Source organism: Paenalcaligenes hominis (assembly GCF_041359055.1).
In the GTDB taxonomy this organism is placed as follows: Bacteria; Pseudomonadota; Gammaproteobacteria; order Burkholderiales; family Burkholderiaceae_B; genus Paenalcaligenes; species Paenalcaligenes hominis_A.
The window spans coordinates 431994-447675 of the sequence record NZ_JBGJKZ010000002.1 but is presented as its reverse complement, the minus strand read 5'-3'; the positions used below and the strand labels follow the sequence as shown (position 1 = coordinate 447675).

Here is a 15682-nt window from a genome sequence, read left to right as displayed (position 1 = left end):
ACTTTTTTTCATGATTCAATCTGTTTGCATACTAGGCTCAACTGGGTCTATAGGTCAAAGTACCTTAGATGTGATTGCTCGCCACCCCGATAAGATGCAAGTGTATGCGCTGACGGCATTTAGTCGCATGGCAGAGCTGGCACAACAAGCCTATGCCTCTCAGGCAGCTGTGGTCGTGGTACCAGATTGTGCGGCACGCGATCAATTTGAAAAGGCATGGCATTACAAAACGCGTTGTCCCGAGATTCGTCTAGGTAGAGAGGGCTTAATTAGTGTGGCTACCGACTCAGAGGTGACTACAGTAATGGCAGCTATAGTGGGTGCGGCCTGTCTAGAGCCTGCGCTAGCGGCAGCCCAAGCCGGCAAGCGTATTTTATTAGCCAATAAAGAATCACTGGTCACGGCAGGGCATATTTTTATGCAAGCAGTACGTGATCACGGCGCTGTGCTGCTTCCTATTGATAGCGAACACAATGCTATGTACCAATGCCTGCCCACCGAGGCGCAAATCAGTGCACCATTGGCCCCCTATAAAACCATTGAGCGACTAATCCTAACCGCATCAGGAGGGCCCTTTCGTGAGGTGGATCCTAGGCTGCTTGATAATGTAACTCCTGAACAGGCCTGTAACCACCCGAATTGGTCAATGGGGCGTAAAATCTCAGTGGATTCAGCCACAATGTTAAACAAAGGGCTAGAGGTTATAGAAGCGCACTGGCTTTTTGCCATGCCTGCCGATCGTATACAGGTAATGATTCATCCGCAAAGTGTGGTGCATTCTATGGTTGAGTACACGGATGGGTCAATTTTGGCTCAGTTAGGGCAGCCTGATATGCGCACGCCCATTGCCTACGGTTTAGCGTACCCAGATCGTATTACTAGTGGGGTAGGGGTGATGGATCTTTTGCAATTAGGGCGTTTGGATTTCACTCCCCCCGACTTTGCGCGTTTTCCCTGTTTGAAACTGGCATTTGATGCCCTAAATAGCTCGCAGGCAGCGTGTATTGCGCTAAATGCCGCGAATGAAATCGCAGTGGATTTTTTCTTACACGAAAAAGTTCGTTATACCGCAATTGCCTCTATTATTGAGCACACCATAAATCAAGTCGAAAAACACAGTCATGATTTGGCTTCCATCGACTCTGTGCTTGCTTTGGATGCGCAGGCGCGCCGTGTGGCCGAGCATTACGCTCATTCTTTATTCTTTGTGCATTAATTTATGTTATTGACTCTGCTTGCTTTTGCTGTTGCTATAGGCTTGTTAATGATAGTGCACGAGCTCGGGCACTATTTGGTAGCACGGTATTATGGTGTACATGTTGAGCGCTTTTCCTTGGGCCTAGGGAAAATACTTTATAAGCGCACTGATAAAAATGGTTGCGAATGGGCGGTCTCGGCTTTGCCTATTGGTGCTTATGTGATGATGCGTAGTCAAACCTCTGAGTACGCCTCCAAGGAATACAAAGCCACGACATTCGATTCTAAAACACTAGGACAACGTGCTGCTATCACGGTAGCTGGGCCTTTGGCTAATTTGTTATTAGCGGTTGTGCTTTATGCATTAATTGGTGTGCTTGGCACCAATGAGCCCGCACCGCTCTTGGGGCCGCCGGCAGTAAATACCCCAGCAGCGCAGGCCGGCATGCAGGCGGGGGATCGCGTGTTAGCCGTAGACCAAAAGCCGATTAAGTCCTGGTCACAATTGCGTTGGCAGCTCATGGAAAAGGTGCAGACTGGGGGAGAGGTGCACTTAACCATTACTGATACTTTTGGTGCGCCAGCCGAACGTTACTTACAATTTATACCCTCCTCTTTAAGCCCAGACATAGATCCGTTATTAGCAACTGGTCTAAACTTGGCAACGCCTTCTCCTAAAATACGTGATTTAGTCGATGGCTCTGCGGCCGATCAGGCGGGCTTGCAGGCCAATGATTTGCTTATCGCTTTAAATGGTCAGCCCATTGTGAACGCGGCCTATTTTGTTGAGCAAATAAAAAACCAAGCCGATCAAACCATAACGCTTGAGATTGAGCGCCAAGGACAGCGCATTGAGGTGCCTGTGCAGGTCTCGTCGCACGTGGATAGACAGGGGCAGGTAATTGGACGGATTGGTATTATGTTGGGCGCTGATATCGAAATGGTGACAGTACGTTACGGTCCTGTTGCCAGTATTGAACAGGGTTTAAGTCGTACCGCCGAGACCTTTTGGCTCTCATTAAAGATGGTAGGCCGCATGATCACGGGAGATGTGTCCGTGAAAAACATAAGTGGGCCTGTATCAATTGCTGATTATGCCGGACAGACCGCACGTATTGGGTTCAGTGCGTATTTGCATTTTCTTGCGTTGATTAGTATTAGTATTGGTTTACTTAATCTTTTACCTATACCTATGTTAGACGGGGGGCATTTGCTGTATTATGCCATCGAAGCAGTAACTGGACGGCCAGTCTCTGATGGGGTAAAACTCATAGGGCAGCGTATTGGGCTAAGTCTCTTGGCTGCGCTTACGTTTTTGGCATTTTTTAATGACTTTAATCGGTTATTAAACTAAGCTCATGTCTTATAATATTCATTTCTTTGATTACGCAGGGACTACAAAGGATGTCATTTAGTCGAAAAAAACCATTTGCTTTGCGTGCTGTGTCGGCTACATTAGCCGCTATGCTTGCGCCATTAGTCCATGCTTTCACGCCCTTTGTGATTCAGGATATTCAAGTTAATGGTGTTCAACGTGTTGACCCCGGTGCTGTATTTGGGTTTTTGCCTGTAAAAGTAGGCGAAACTTTTGACGAGGGCAAAGCCAGCGAGGCCGTGCAGCGCTTGTATTCCAGTGGTTTCTTCAACGATGTAAAAATCGATGTGGAAAACAATGTATTAGTCATTACCGTCCAAGAGCGTCCCACTATTGCTTCAATTACCTTCAATGGCATGCGTGAGTTTAACGATAAAAACATCACTCAGGCCTTGTCGCAGGTGGGCTTTAGCGAGGGTCGAGTATTTGACCGTTCTATGTTGGAACGAGCTGAATTCGAGCTTAAACAACAATACCTCACTAAAGGCAAATATGGCGTCGAGATTAGCCCAATTATTACGCCACTTCCTCGCAACCGCGTTGGCATCAGCTTTGATGTGTTCGAGGGCGATTTAGCTAAAATCAAAGAAATTAATATTGTGGGCAATCACAATATAAAAACCAACACGTTGCTAAACCAAATGCAACTTACCACGTCGGGCATGATGACGTGGTATACCGGTACCAATAAATACGCTCGTGAAAAACTCGAGGGCGATATCGAGCAGATTCGCTCTTACTATTTAGATCGTGGTTATCTAGAAGTACAAATTGAGCCTCCTCAGGTCTCTATTTCTCCGGATCGCAAAGACATTTTTATTACACTCACCATTGATGAGGGTAATCAGTACACGCTTACAGACGTAAAGCTAGCAGGTGACTTGCTTGGGCTTCAAGATCAGCTTGAACCGCTGGTAGAAATTAAAGCCAACGAGGTGTTTTCCGCTGAAAAAACCACCCAGACAGTGGATGCAATTACAAACTATTTAGGTAGCTTGGGTTATGCGTTTGCAAATATTAACCCCAATCCTGTGTTAGATCGCGAGGCCAAAACCGCTGACTTAACCTTCTATATTGATCCAGGTCGCCGTGTTTATGTACGCCGTATCGAGGTCGGTGGGAACGTGCGCACCCGTGACGAAGTAGTACGTAGGGAAATGCGTCAACAGGAAGCCGCTTGGTACGATGCAGGCAGCATCAGTAACTCCAGAGATCGTGTCGATCGTTTGGGCTATTTTAACGAAGTCGACGTAAATACCGAACCAGTACCAGGCACTATTGATCAGGTCGATGTGCATGTGGACGTAAAAGAAAAACCCACTGGCATAATTAACCTTGGGGTAGGTTATGGTTCTACTGATAAAGTGATGCTGTCAGGGGGTATTAGCCAAGACAATATTTTCGGTAGTGGAAATAGTCTCTCTTTGCAACTTAACACCAGTAAATCTAACCGTACTGCGGTGTTAGCGCATACCGATCCCTACTGGACCAAAGACGGCGTAAGCAAAACGACTTCATTGTATTACCGTCGTACCACACCTTATGACAACAGCAGCTCCGATGGCGATTACGAGGTCACAGCTATTGGTACGGGTCTAAACTTTGGTGTGCCTATTTCCGAAAATGATCGGATTTACATGGGGGCCAGTTACGAGTACAACCGTCTTGATCGTATGGATCCGCTACGCACACCCATTGCTTATCAAGACTTCGTCAAAGAGTTCGGCAAAAGCACAAACGCGGTTATTTTTAACTTAGGTTGGGAAAAAGACACGCGCGACAGCGCTATCGCGCCGACTAAAGGCAGCTTTACACGCTTGTCTGGCGACTTCTCCACTCTGGATTTACGTTATTACCTCCTAAGCGCTCAGCAGCAGTATTATTTGCCGCTAGGCTCCAATTACACATTGGCGCTAAATGGCTTGGTTGACTGGGGTAAATCCTACGGTGGCAGAAGCTATCCGGTAATTAAAACCGTGTATGCCGGTGGTATAGGTACAGTACGTGGCTACGAGGGGGCTTCATTAGGGCCTCGCGATACCCTCACAGGTGACTACCTAGGTGGCTCCCGCCGAGTGGTAGGGACAGCCCAGCTGTATTTGCCTTTCCCTGGTGCCACGCGTGATCGTACGCTGCGTTGGTTTGTGTTTGGTGATGTGGGCCGTGTAGACAATACTAGCGGTGGGTGTAGCGCTGGCCGTGCTAATGAACGCGTAAGCGATGCATGTGGCTGGCGTTATGCGGCTGGTGTGGGTTTCTCCTGGCAGTCACCTTTAGGTCCTCTTGAGCTCTCCTACGGTCGAGCACTAAATGCCAAAGCGGGCGACGACAAACAAGCCTTCCAGTTCCAGATTGGTGCTGGGTTCTAGTCATACTTATTATTTTTGCAGCATTTTTCGCAAGGTGGATTTTCATGAAGTCTAAATTCGCATTAACACTTAACCGCATGGCCCACTGTTTGGGCCGTAGCAATCGTGCATTACTTTTGGCTGCTACATTAGGTGTGACCATGGCAGCTACGCCCGTTGTACAAGCTCAAGTTAAAATTGGTTTTGTCAGCACAGAGCGTATTTTACGCGACTCGCAACCCGCTAAAGCTGCTCAAGCAAAGATCGATTCAGAGTTCAAACGTCGTGACGACGAGTTGCAAAATCTAACTAATAAACTGCGCTCCGAAGCACAAAAATTTGATAAAGATGCACCGGCTTTATCCGAAGCGGATCGTATCAAGCGTCAACGTCAGTTAGCCGATTTGGATTCTGACTTGCAGCGTAAACGTCGCGAATTCCAAGAAGACTTTAACCGTCGTCGCAACGAAGAGTTTTCTACTATTGTAGATAAAGCCGATGCAGCAATTCAAAAAATTGCAGAAACCCAAGGTTACGACCTCATTATTCAAGACGCTGTTACAGTTAGCCCGCGCGTAGATATTACCGATGAGGTTTTAAAAGCGCTAGGTGGTTAATTCATGCCCGTTTTACTAGAGGCCGCTCAGGCCCCCACTCTGGCTGAGCTATTACTCTTTTTAAAGCAACAAGGTTTGCCAGCGCAATTGGTGACAGAGGCCGCAGCTACGCTGAGGATACAGGGGATTGGCTCACTAGAGCATGCTAGCCCCCAAGAAATCAGTTTCTTATCCAATCCTCAATTGCAGCATCAGCTTGAAGCGTGCAATGCGGCAGTTGTCATCATGGCTCCAGCGGTCTACGAGCAGTTGTCGGCATCGCCTCGTTTTGCTGTGGTGCTGCATGAGCAGCCGTATTTGTTATATGCGCTGCTAGCTCAGTGGTTTGACCAGTCTCGCCTCAATGCGCTTCCTCAAATTATTCATCCTAGTGCAGTTATTGATCCTAGCGCCCAAATTGGTCAAGGGGTCAGTATAGGGCCTTTCTGTGTGATCGAGGCCCACGCTCAAATTGGTGATTATTGCCGAGTAGGGGCAGGTAGTGTCATTGGTCAGCATACTCAAATTGGCAAACATGCCCTGATTTATCCGCGAGTCACGCTTTATCATCAAATCACAATTGGTGATCGAGCCATTATTCACTCGGGGGCTGTAATTGGCGCGGACGGATTTGGTTTTGCGCCTCATCCCCAAGGTGGTTGGGCTAAAATTGCTCAGCTAGGTGGGGTGCATATTGGTAACGATGTGGAAGTCGGTGCTAACACCACTATTGATCGCGGTGCTTTAGACAATACGATCATTGGTGATGGTGTCAAACTTGATAATCAAATAATGCTTGGTCACAACGTACATGTAGGAGACCACACCGCCATTGCTGCCTGTGTAGGGGTGGCAGGCTCTACTCATATCGGTGCACGTTGCATTGTGGGCGGTGCCGCGATGATTTCTGGTCACTTACATATTGCAGACGATGTGCAAATTTCGGGCGGAACTGCAGTGACGGCTTCCATTAAAAAAAGCGGTCGTTATAGTGGTGTTTATCCGTTCGCTGAACATAAGCAATGGCAATACAACGCAGCTGTTATTTCACAGCTTTCTCAATTACGTAAACGTTTGCGCTCACTCGAGCGTGGCGTTGAATTACCCAATACTAAGCAGGAATAAGCATGGAACTCGATATACAACAAATCATGGAACGCTTGCCGCATCGCTATCCGATGTTGTTAGTCGATCGTGTGATTGAAATGGAACCCGGGAAAAGCATTGTGGCATTGAAAAATGTCAGCATGAACGAGCCTTTTTTTACGGGGCATTTTCCACATCATCCCGTTATGCCGGGTGTGCTCATTATCGAGGCTATGGCTCAGGCGGCGGCGTTGTTTTCCTTTGAGGACGATGCCAACATTGACCCAGCGAGTCAAAAAATTGCGTATTACTTGGTTGGCGTAGATGGAGCGCGTTTTCGTAAACCAGTGGTTCCAGGCGACCAATTGCGTCTCGAGGTGGTTGCTGACCGTATCAGTCGTGCTTTATGCAAGTACACAGCAAAAGCATTAGTCGATGGGCAGGTAGTTGCTGAAGCCAAATTAATGTGTGCAATTCGCATTTTGGATAAATAGCCAATGAGTTTTATCCATCCTACTGCTTTAATTGCTGATGGTGCCGTATTGGCGGACGATGTAGAGGTGGGGGCTTATAGCATTATTGGGCCGCACGTCTCTATAGGGGCTGGCACTAAAATTGGACCCCACTGCGTCATAGATGGGCATACTACCATTGGTAAAGAAAATCACTTTTACCGATTTTGCTCCATTGGTGGGATGCCTCAAGACAAAAAATACGCGGGTGAGCCCACACGCCTAGAGATTGGCAATGGCAATATGGTGCGTGAATACGTCACTATTAATACCGGTACCATCCAAGACGTGGGTGTGACACGTGTTGGTGATGATAACTGGATCATGGCCTATGTGCATATAGCGCATGACTGTCAAATCGGCAGCCACACCATTATTGCCAACAATGTGCAATTAGCCGGACATATTCAAATTGGCGACTGGGCTGTGCTAGGTGGTTCTTCTGCTTTTCATCAGTTTGTGCGCATTGGCGCTCATGCCATGGTGGGAGGAACCAGTTCGGTGCGTCAGGATATTCCTCCGTATGTTATTGGTACTGGCGATCCGTTTAGGCCAAGCGGCATCAATACCGAAGGCTTAAAGCGACGTGGTGCCGATGAAAGCACGATACGTGCAATTAAAGAAGCCTATAAACTGCTATACCGTCGTCAGCTAACGGTTGATCAAGCCATGCTGAAAATGCCTGAGTTAGCCCATAATGAAACTGAGCGGGCAGCTATCGAAGTGCTTACAGAGTTTTTGGCTCTTTCTCAGCGCGGTATTGTACGCCCATGAAGCAAATAGCCATGGTGGCAGGTGAGCCTTCAGGCGATTTGCTTGCCAGCCGTATTATAGCGGGCATTCAGGCCCAAGACCCAACGACAGGTTTCACCGGAATAGGTGGGCCTCAAATGATACGTCAGGGTTTTAACTCAAGGTATCCTATGGATACCTTGAGTATTTTTGGCTATGCCGATGCCATAAAAACGCTGCCGTCATTGTTGCAAACGTTTTATGGCAGCTTGAACTATTGGAAAAAAAATAAACCGCAGGTGTTTGTCGGTATTGATGCTCCCGACTTTAATTTACGTATGGAGCTGCGCCTGCGCCAATTAGGTATTCCTACTGTGCAGTTTGTGGGGCCATCAATTTGGGCCTGGCGTTACGAGCGTATTCATAAAATACGCCAAGCGGTTTCGCATATGTTGGTTTTGTTCCCTTTCGAGGTCCCTTTGTACGAAAAAGAAGGGGTGCCCGTAACCTGTGTGGGCCATCCCTTAGCACAAAATATTCCGTTGGTGCCAGACCGGTTGGCGGCACGACAGCGCTTGGGTTTAAATGCCGAAGGACCCGTGTTGGCGGTGCTGCCGGGCAGTCGCCGTAGCGAGGTGCAGTTACTGAGTCCACGGTTTTTACAAGCGGTGCAGATATTGCAACGCCAACATCCAGAGCTAGTGGTGGTGGTGCCTATGGTAAATGCGCAGCGTCGTAGTGAGTTCGACGCTATATTGCGTCAATACCCCATCAAAAATTTACACGTGCTCGACCAAACGACTCTAAGCAGTCAAGACAAGCCCATTGCTTGGGAGGCCATGGAGGCGGCTGATGCGCTTTTGGTGGCTAGCGGTACGGCTACCCTAGAAGCCATGCTTTTTAAACGGCCTATGGTGATCTCGTACGTTTTAACGCCCTTGATGAAAAAACTTATGGCTTGGCAGTCGGGACAAAAACGGCCGCTAACCGATTGGGTGGGTTTACCTAATATCTTAGCTCAAGATTTTGTAGTACCCGAATTATTACAAGATGACGCCACCCCTGAAAAACTAGCCCAAGCCGCGCAACGTGCTTTGTTTGATACTGCGTGGTCTCAGCAAGTAGCACAACGTTTTTTAGCCATTCATCATAGTTTACGTTTAGATACGCCACAGATAGCAGCGGCTAAAATTCTCGAGGTAGCCCATGCTGGTTGACTTAGATGCTTTACTTCAACAGCATAATTATGTGGCAGGCGTGGATGAAGCGGGTCGTGGGCCACTAGCTGGGCCGGTGTTTGCTGCGGCCGTCATTCTGGACCCAAAGCAGCCCATTGCTGAATTAATGGACTCGAAAAAACTCAGCGCAAAAAAACGTGATGATTTGGCATTACAAATTAAAGAGCATGCGTTGGCATGGTGTATTGCGAGTGCGAGTACCGAAGAAATTGATACTTTAAATATTTTGCAAGCCACGATGCTCGCTATGCGGCGCGCATGCGCACAATTAGCCCTTAAACCCGAGTTGATTTTGATTGACGGTAACCGGGTACCTACAGAGTTAACTGCACCAGCACGTGCAGTTATTAAAGGCGATGATCTGGTGCCTGCCATTTCGGCGGCGTCTATTCTTGCGAAAACAGCACGGGATGCAGCCTGTATGGTCATGCACGAACAATACCCCCACTATGGGTTTGAACAACACAAAGGTTATGGTACTAAGCTACACAAAGAGCGTTTGCTGCAATACGGCCCTTGTCCTGAGCATCGACGTAGCTTTGCACCGGTACGTGATTTATTAAAAGTAAATTAATGCGGCATATTCAGTCCAAAGATAACCCCTTATACAAGCAACTCATACGTAGCAGTCAGGGTAAAAAGGTAGATGGTAAATTGCTCGTGTGGCTCGAGGGCATCCACCTTAGTCAGGCTTGGCTAGACGCTGGCTACACGGTCGTGTTGGCTGTGTTTGATGCGGAGCGTCTCGGTCAACAACACGAGCTACAGCAACTGGTGCAACGACTAGATGAGCGCATTTGTCTTAGTGTGAGTCCTAGCTTAATGCGTCAGCTGTCTTCCGTGGAGCAGGGCCAAGGGGTAGGGCTGGTTGTGCGGCCTCCTGATACAGCGGGAGTAAAAACGATTACACAAACTTGTGTTTATCTAGACCGAATTCAAGACCCTGGCAATGTGGGTACCTTATTACGCACCATGGCAGCAGCAGGGGTAGCGCATGCTTTTTTGTCCCCCGGGTGTGCTTGGGCTTGGTCACAGAAAGTATTGCGCAGCGCTCAAGGTGCGCACTTTGCTCTGCAGATTTACGAACAGGTCGAACACACTGATTTTATGCAAATGGTGCAGATACCTCTTTATGCAACCGCACTAGAGCAAGCGCAGCCTTTATATGAATTGGATTTAACTCAGCCTATTGCATGGGTGTTTGGGAATGAGGGCCAAGGGGTACATGCCGACTTGTTGAAACAGGCCCAGCAACGAGTTTTTATTCCTCAGGTTGAGAGCGTTGAGTCATTAAATGTGGCTGCGGCCGCTGCCGTGTGCTTGTTTGAGCAGCGCCGCCAATTGGACTGGATGCGTTCTTAGTAGATGCGTTTATTTAAGCCCACCTCATCAAGAATTTTGGTGGAGATTTCCTCGATAGAGCGAGTGGTGGTGGATAGCCATGGGATATTTTCCAAACGCATTAAGCGTTCGGCTTCAGCGACCTCGTTAATGCATTGTTTTAAAGAGGCATACGTGCTGTTAGGACGACGTTCATGACGGACCTCGGCTAAACGCTCGGGATGAATAGAAAGACCGAAAAGTTTTTTTCTATAGGGCGCTAGTGATAAAGGCAGAGCGCCTCGTTCAAAGTCATCAGGAATAAGCGGGTAGTTTGCCGCCTTAACACCATATTGCATGGCTAAATATAAACTTGTTGGCGTTTTGCCACAACGCGAGACCCCGACTAAAATCACATCGGCTTGTTCTAATCCGTTGATAAGTTGTCCGTCGTCGTGCGCTAAGCTGAAATTGATGGCCTCAATACGATTGCTGTATTGCTTGGACATCACATTGCTGTGAGAGCGGCCAACGGATCGATCGGCTTTGGTGCCTAGTGCGCGCTCGATGTGACGCACAAAGCTGCCAAACAAATCCATAAAGATGCAGTTTGCCGAACCAATAGTGCGCGCCATCTTGGGGTCGACTAAGGTGCTAAACACCAATGGCTTTTCCCCTGTTTCCTCAAAGCAACGATTAATGCGTAAGCTAACGTCTTGGGCTTTTTCAATGGTGTCGATAAAAGGCACGCGTACAGCTTGGAACTCAAACTCTTGAAACTGTGATAAAACCGAATGGCTGAAGGTTTCAGCAGTAATTCCCGTGCTGTCAGAAACCACGAACACAGTACGGTTAATTGGCGATTTAGTCATATTTAATAGCACACTCTAGGTCGATAAACGGTACAATCGCAAAGAGTAACAACCATTGGGGCGCTAAGCAAGGCAGGTTTGCCTAATACAATTCACTAAATGTATTACACAAACTTGCTTTTTACTTTTTGAAGGTGACTTTTATGTCTTACGTATTACCCTTTGAGACGTTGCGCATGAGCGACGTTGAAACGGTTGGTGGGAAAAACGCGTCTCTTGGTGAAATGATCAGTCAGCTAGCTAACGCTGGTGTGCGTGTACCGGGTGGTTTTGCTACCACTGCCGAGGCTTTCCGCGAATTTCTTAAAGCAGATGGGCTTGATAAACGTATTGAAGCACGCTTAACCACCTTTGATCCTGATGATGTGCGTGCATTGGCCGAAGCCGGTGCACAAATTCGTCAGTGGATCATCGATACCCCTTTTCCTCCTGCTCTAGAGCAACAAATTCGTGATGCGTTTGCTGCTTTAGACGCGGATGGCAAAGGGTCTTTTGCTGTGCGCTCTTCCGCTACGGCTGAAGACTTGCCAGATGCTTCATTTGCCGGACAGCAAGAAAGCTACTTAAACGTAGTGGGCATCGATGATGTCTTACAAAAGATTCACCTTGTGTTTGCCTCTTTGTACAACGACCGGGCTATTTCTTACCGCGTTCACAAGGGCTTTGAGCACGCCGAGGTTGCTATTTCTGCGGGTGTGCAACGCATGGTGCGCTCAGACAAAGGCAGCGCTGGCGTTATGTTCACTATAGACACCGAGTCTGGTTTTAAAGATGTGGTGTTTATTACCTCCGCATATGGTCTAGGCGAAACCGTGGTGCAGGGTGCGGTTAACCCTGACGAGTTTTATGTGTTCAAACCTACCTTGGCTGCCGGTCACGACGCTATCATTAGTCGCCGCATTGGTTCAAAGCTATTGCGTATGGAGTTCGATGAAAAGCGTGAAAGTGGCGAAGCCGTACGCACTGTAGAGGTTCCTGTTTCCGAGCGCAATCGCTACTCCCTCTCTGATGACGAGGTTAACGAGCTAGCACGCTACGCCATGATCATCGAAGATCACTACCAACGTCCTATGGACATCGAGTGGGGGCGTGACGGTATTGATGGCAAAATTTATATTCTCCAAGCCCGTCCTGAAACAGTTAAGTCTCAGTTAGGCAATAACGACGTCCAAGAGCGCTACAAACTCAAGGCCACTGGCGAAGTTCTAGTCACGGGCCGTGCAATTGGTCAAAAAATTGGTTCAGGTAAAGTGCGTTTGGTGGGTGATGCCAGCGAAATGCATCATGTCCAAGCCGGTGATATTTTAGTTACTGACATGACTGATCCAAACTGGGAGCCCGTAATGAAACTGGCTTCTGCTATTGTTACTAACCGTGGTGGTCGCACTTGTCACGCTGCAATTATTGCACGCGAACTAGGTATCCCCGCGGTAGTCGGGTGTGCCGACGCAACCGATATCCTTAAAGAAGGCCAGGAAGTCACCGTTTCGTGTGCCGAAGGTGACGAGGGTCGTATTTACGACGGTTTGCTCGAAACAGAAATCGAAGAAGTTAGCTGGGGCGAAATGCCTGAAATAGGCATGAAGGTAATGATGAACGTGGGTAACCCACAGTTGGCTTTTGACTTTGCTCAAATTCCAAACGATGGCGTTGGTTTAGCGCGTCTTGAGTTCATTATTAACAACAACATTGCTATTCACCCCAAAGCCGTCTTGGATTACCCCAATGTGGACGCCGACTTGAAAAAAGCCGTCGAGTCAGCTGCACGCGGTTATGCTAGCCCACGCGCTTTCTTTGTAGAAAAACTCGCTGAAGGCGTTGCTACACTTGCTGCTGCGTTTTACCCCAAACCCGTTATTGTACGTATGTCCGATTTTAAATCGAACGAATACCGTAAATTGGTTGGTGGTTCCCGCTACGAGCCCGAGGAAGAAAACCCAATGTTGGGTTTCCGTGGTGCAGCACGTTATATTTCGGATGACTTCCAAGAATGCTTCCGTATGGAGTGCGAAGCCTTACGCAAAGTGCGTGATGAAATGGGTTTAAGCAACGTGGAAATCATGATTCCATTTGTACGTACGCTGACTCAAGCCGAAAAAGTGTCTACGCTACTGGCTCAAAATGGCCTAGAGCGTGGCAAAAACGGCTTACGTTTAATCATGATGTGCGAAGTCCCATCCAATGCTATTTTGGCTGACGAGTTCCTCAACTACTTTGATGGCTTCTCGATTGGTTCAAACGATATGACTCAACTGACTTTGGGTCTAGATCGCGACTCGGGTATGGAGTTGCTAGCAGATGATTTTGACGAGCGTGATGCGGCGGTGAAATTTATGTTGAGCCGTGCTATTCAAGCATGTCGCAAAGCAGGTAAATATGTGGGTATTTGCGGTCAAGGGCCTAGCGATCACCCCGATTTAGCTGAATGGTTGCGTGACGAGGGGATTGCTTCGTTGTCATTAAACCCGGATACAGTTGTGGATACTTGGCAGCGTTTAGCTAAATAAGTCTCACATCTAATCATAAAATGCCACTTCACAAGAAGTGGCATTTTTTTCCTATAGTCTTAGATAAAAAATACTGCATTGCAGCATACTACGGCTAATAAAGTGGATTAACTTTAGAGGGGCTCAGAATGAAATCAATCACTCCCATTGTTATTGTTGGCGGTGGTGCTGGAGGCCTTGAATTGGCAGCCAAGCTAGGGCGCAAGCACGGTGCACAACATGTGTATTTAATAGACAAAGAAACAGATCATATTTGGAAACCCTCTTTGCATGAGGTGGCTGCTGGTACGTTAGATATACATCGTGAAGGTTTGTCGTACTTTATGCTGGCGCGTGATTGTAATTTCACATTTATACTAGGCGCATTAACTGCATTAGATAAAACAAGCCAATGTATTCATATTGCACCTGCCTATAACGAGGCAGGCCAACAATTGTTTCCAGCACGTCAAATTCACTATGGCACCTTGGTGATTGCGGTGGGCAGTAAGTCAAATTTTTTTAATACTACGGGCGCTGAGCAGTATGCGATTACACTTGATGCGACGGCTCAGGCTGAGCACTTTAGACTTAAACTCTTGCATGCCTTAACACAAACCGTCCATACCGACTCTGAGCACACACCACCTAAACCACTGCATATTACTATTGTAGGGGGCGGAGCCACCGGCGTAGAGCTTGCTGCAGAGCTTACCGAGGCCGTTACCAGTTTTCATTTTTATGGTGCTAATACACTAACCCCTGAGCGGCCTCTTGCCATTACTTTACTTGAAGGGGCCGATCGCATATTAGCAGCGCTACCTCCTGAGCTATCAGCGCGGGCAACACGGCTTTTACAAAGCCGTGATATTCAAGTTTGTACTGGGGTGCGCGTCACAGAAGTCCAAGCAGATCAGCTTCTGGATGCCAATGGTCAACGTTATGCCTCCGATCTATGCGTGTGGGCTGCCGGTATTCAAGCACCTACTTTTTTGTCTACCTTGGGCTTAGAGACTAATCGTATTAATCAACTGATTGTTAACGAGCGTTTAGAAACGGCAGATCCGGCTATTTATGCGATTGGAGATTGTGCCCAAGCGCCATGGGTAGGCGCTGAAGGGTATTTGCCTGCTCGTGCACAAGTAGCACATCAGCAAGCGAGCTATCTTTATAAAGTGTTGACGGCGCGCCTTAATGGGCAAAGTGACTCCGCTGTATTTAAATACAAAGACTATGGGTCGCTTGTTTCGGTAGGCCACACTAAAGGGGTTGGAAGCTTAATGGGGGTTCTGTCGGGCAAGAGTTGGTTTGTAGAGGGGTTGGTCGCACGCACCATGTACATGAGTTTGCACTTAATGCATCATGCGGCAGTGATGGGGGTAATGCGTACCTTTAGTATTGTATTGGGGCGTTTGTTATTAAAACGTTCTGCCCCACGTATAAAGTTGCATTAATTAATCGCGACGGCGCGTGTCGTGCTTGAGCCAACGTTCTTGTTCACGTTGCCAATCACGTTCACGTGTGGTGTCGCGCTTGTCGTGTTGTTTTTTCCCTTTGCCCAGGCCAATATCCATCTTTATGCGACCACGGCTGTAATGCAAGTTCAAAGGAACAAGTGTGTAGCCGCGTTGTTCGACGCGCCCGATTAGCTTATTAATTTCCTCAGATTTTAATAAGAGTTTACGGGTGCGTGTAGTATCAGGCACAATGTGGGTGGAAGCATGGGCTAATGGACTGATGTGCATACCAATAACCCAAATTTCGCCATCGCGGATCACAATGTAACTTTCAGCCAATTGAACATGGCCGCTGCGTATGGCTTTAACTTCCCAGCCTTGTAAAACTAAGCCGGCCTCGTAGCGTTCTTCAATAAAATACTCGTGCCGTGCTTTGCGATTTTCAACAATACTCATGAATTTC

Annotated in this window: 14 protein-coding genes; 12 read left to right on the top strand and 2 right to left on the bottom strand. The window is 47.8% G+C overall.

Annotated elements, in window-relative coordinates:
- Positions 1-10: 10 nt before the first annotated feature.
- The 10 genes from ispC to ACBP46_RS05995 are packed head-to-tail and all read left to right on the top strand — an operon-like array spanning position 11 to position 10446.
- Complete coding sequence (gene ispC, locus ACBP46_RS06040) at positions 11-1216, top strand: 1-deoxy-D-xylulose-5-phosphate reductoisomerase (RefSeq protein ID WP_371015837.1); 1206 nt, start codon at positions 11-13, stop codon at positions 1214-1216.
- A 3-nt stretch (positions 1217-1219) separates the two neighbouring features.
- Positions 1220-2551, top strand: coding sequence for an RIP metalloprotease RseP (rseP, locus tag ACBP46_RS06035; RefSeq protein WP_371015836.1), 1332 nt, complete (start codon positions 1220-1222; stop codon positions 2549-2551).
- Between the two features lie 50 nt (positions 2552-2601).
- Entirely contained in the window at positions 2602-4941 is a 2340-nt protein-coding gene (bamA, locus tag ACBP46_RS06030; protein WP_371015835.1) for an outer membrane protein assembly factor BamA, read from the top strand.
- A 44-nt stretch (positions 4942-4985) separates the two neighbouring features.
- The gene (locus ACBP46_RS06025) at positions 4986-5537 is read left to right on the top strand and encodes an OmpH family outer membrane protein (protein WP_371015834.1); all 552 of its coding nucleotides are present in this window, start codon (positions 4986-4988) and stop codon (positions 5535-5537) included.
- A gap of 3 nt (positions 5538-5540) precedes the next feature.
- On the top strand, positions 5541-6641 hold the full coding sequence (lpxD, locus tag ACBP46_RS06020; protein WP_371015833.1) for a UDP-3-O-(3-hydroxymyristoyl)glucosamine N-acyltransferase: 1101 nt from the start codon (positions 5541-5543) through the stop codon (positions 6639-6641).
- Positions 6642-6643: 2 nt separating this feature from the next.
- Positions 6644-7096 (top strand): 3-hydroxyacyl-ACP dehydratase FabZ, encoded by a 453-nt coding sequence (gene fabZ, locus ACBP46_RS06015; protein ID WP_371015832.1) that lies wholly within the window; start codon positions 6644-6646, stop codon positions 7094-7096.
- 3 nt (positions 7097-7099) lie between these two features.
- The gene (gene lpxA, locus ACBP46_RS06010; protein WP_371015831.1) at positions 7100-7888 is read left to right on the top strand and encodes an acyl-ACP--UDP-N-acetylglucosamine O-acyltransferase; all 789 of its coding nucleotides are present in this window, start codon (positions 7100-7102) and stop codon (positions 7886-7888) included.
- A complete protein-coding gene (gene lpxB, locus ACBP46_RS06005; RefSeq protein ID WP_371015830.1) occupies positions 7885-9063 on the top strand; it encodes a lipid-A-disaccharide synthase in 1179 nt (392 codons plus the stop codon). Before lpxA ends, lpxB begins: the two co-directional genes overlap by 4 nt.
- Entirely contained in the window at positions 9053-9658 is a 606-nt protein-coding gene (gene rnhB, locus ACBP46_RS06000; protein ID WP_371015829.1) for a ribonuclease HII, read from the top strand. Before lpxB ends, rnhB begins: the two co-directional genes overlap by 11 nt.
- Complete coding sequence (locus tag ACBP46_RS05995) at positions 9658-10446, top strand: TrmH family RNA methyltransferase (RefSeq protein ID WP_371015828.1); 789 nt, start codon at positions 9658-9660, stop codon at positions 10444-10446. The genes rnhB and ACBP46_RS05995 overlap by 1 nt, the downstream gene beginning before the upstream one ends.
- On the opposite strand, the gene ppsR is transcribed toward ACBP46_RS05995, so the two are convergent.
- Entirely contained in the window at positions 10443-11276 is an 834-nt protein-coding gene (gene ppsR, locus ACBP46_RS05990) for a posphoenolpyruvate synthetase regulatory kinase/phosphorylase PpsR (protein WP_371015827.1), read from the bottom strand. The two genes, ACBP46_RS05995 and ppsR, sit on opposite strands and share 4 nt — an antisense overlap.
- A 143-nt stretch (positions 11277-11419) precedes the next feature.
- On the opposite strand from ppsR, the gene ppsA reads away from it, so the two are divergent.
- Both ppsA and ACBP46_RS05980 read left to right on the top strand, forming a co-directional pair.
- Positions 11420-13783 (top strand): phosphoenolpyruvate synthase, encoded by a 2364-nt coding sequence (gene ppsA / locus ACBP46_RS05985; protein WP_371015826.1) that lies wholly within the window; start codon positions 11420-11422, stop codon positions 13781-13783.
- A gap of 128 nt (positions 13784-13911) precedes the next feature.
- Positions 13912-15216: an NAD(P)/FAD-dependent oxidoreductase gene (locus tag ACBP46_RS05980; protein ID WP_371015825.1), complete on the top strand. Its 1305-nt coding sequence runs from the start codon at positions 13912-13914 to the stop codon at positions 15214-15216.
- On the opposite strand, the gene smpB is transcribed toward ACBP46_RS05980, so the two are convergent.
- On the bottom strand, positions 15217-15675 hold the full coding sequence (gene smpB, locus ACBP46_RS05975; RefSeq protein WP_371015824.1) for an SsrA-binding protein SmpB: 459 nt from the start codon (positions 15673-15675) through the stop codon (positions 15217-15219).
- Positions 15676-15682 lie beyond the last annotated feature (7 nt).

What these genes read in the sequence shown, in the direction of transcription:
- ispC (WP_371015837.1), top strand. Translation starts at nt 11, where the DNA reads ATGATTCAATCTGTTTGCATACTAGGCTCAACTGGGTCTATAGGTCAA.
- rseP (WP_371015836.1), top strand. Translation starts at nt 1,220, where the DNA reads ATGTTATTGACTCTGCTTGCTTTTGCTGTTGCTATAGGCTTGTTAATG.
- bamA (WP_371015835.1), top strand. Translation starts at nt 2,602, where the DNA reads ATGTCATTTAGTCGAAAAAAACCATTTGCTTTGCGTGCTGTGTCGGCT.
- ACBP46_RS06025 (WP_371015834.1), top strand. Translation starts at nt 4,986, where the DNA reads ATGAAGTCTAAATTCGCATTAACACTTAACCGCATGGCCCACTGTTTG.
- lpxD (WP_371015833.1), top strand. Translation starts at nt 5,541, where the DNA reads ATGCCCGTTTTACTAGAGGCCGCTCAGGCCCCCACTCTGGCTGAGCTA.
- fabZ (WP_371015832.1), top strand. Translation starts at nt 6,644, where the DNA reads ATGGAACTCGATATACAACAAATCATGGAACGCTTGCCGCATCGCTAT.
- lpxA (WP_371015831.1), top strand. Translation starts at nt 7,100, where the DNA reads ATGAGTTTTATCCATCCTACTGCTTTAATTGCTGATGGTGCCGTATTG.
- lpxB (WP_371015830.1), top strand. Translation starts at nt 7,885, where the DNA reads ATGAAGCAAATAGCCATGGTGGCAGGTGAGCCTTCAGGCGATTTGCTT.
- rnhB (WP_371015829.1), top strand. Translation starts at nt 9,053, where the DNA reads ATGCTGGTTGACTTAGATGCTTTACTTCAACAGCATAATTATGTGGCA.
- ACBP46_RS05995 (WP_371015828.1), top strand. Translation starts at nt 9,658, where the DNA reads ATGCGGCATATTCAGTCCAAAGATAACCCCTTATACAAGCAACTCATA.
- ppsR (WP_371015827.1), bottom strand. Translation starts at nt 11,276, where the DNA reads ATGACTAAATCGCCAATTAACCGTACTGTGTTCGTGGTTTCTGACAGC.
- ppsA (WP_371015826.1), top strand. Translation starts at nt 11,420, where the DNA reads ATGTCTTACGTATTACCCTTTGAGACGTTGCGCATGAGCGACGTTGAA.
- ACBP46_RS05980 (WP_371015825.1), top strand. Translation starts at nt 13,912, where the DNA reads ATGAAATCAATCACTCCCATTGTTATTGTTGGCGGTGGTGCTGGAGGC.
- smpB (WP_371015824.1), bottom strand. Translation starts at nt 15,675, where the DNA reads ATGAGTATTGTTGAAAATCGCAAAGCACGGCACGAGTATTTTATTGAA.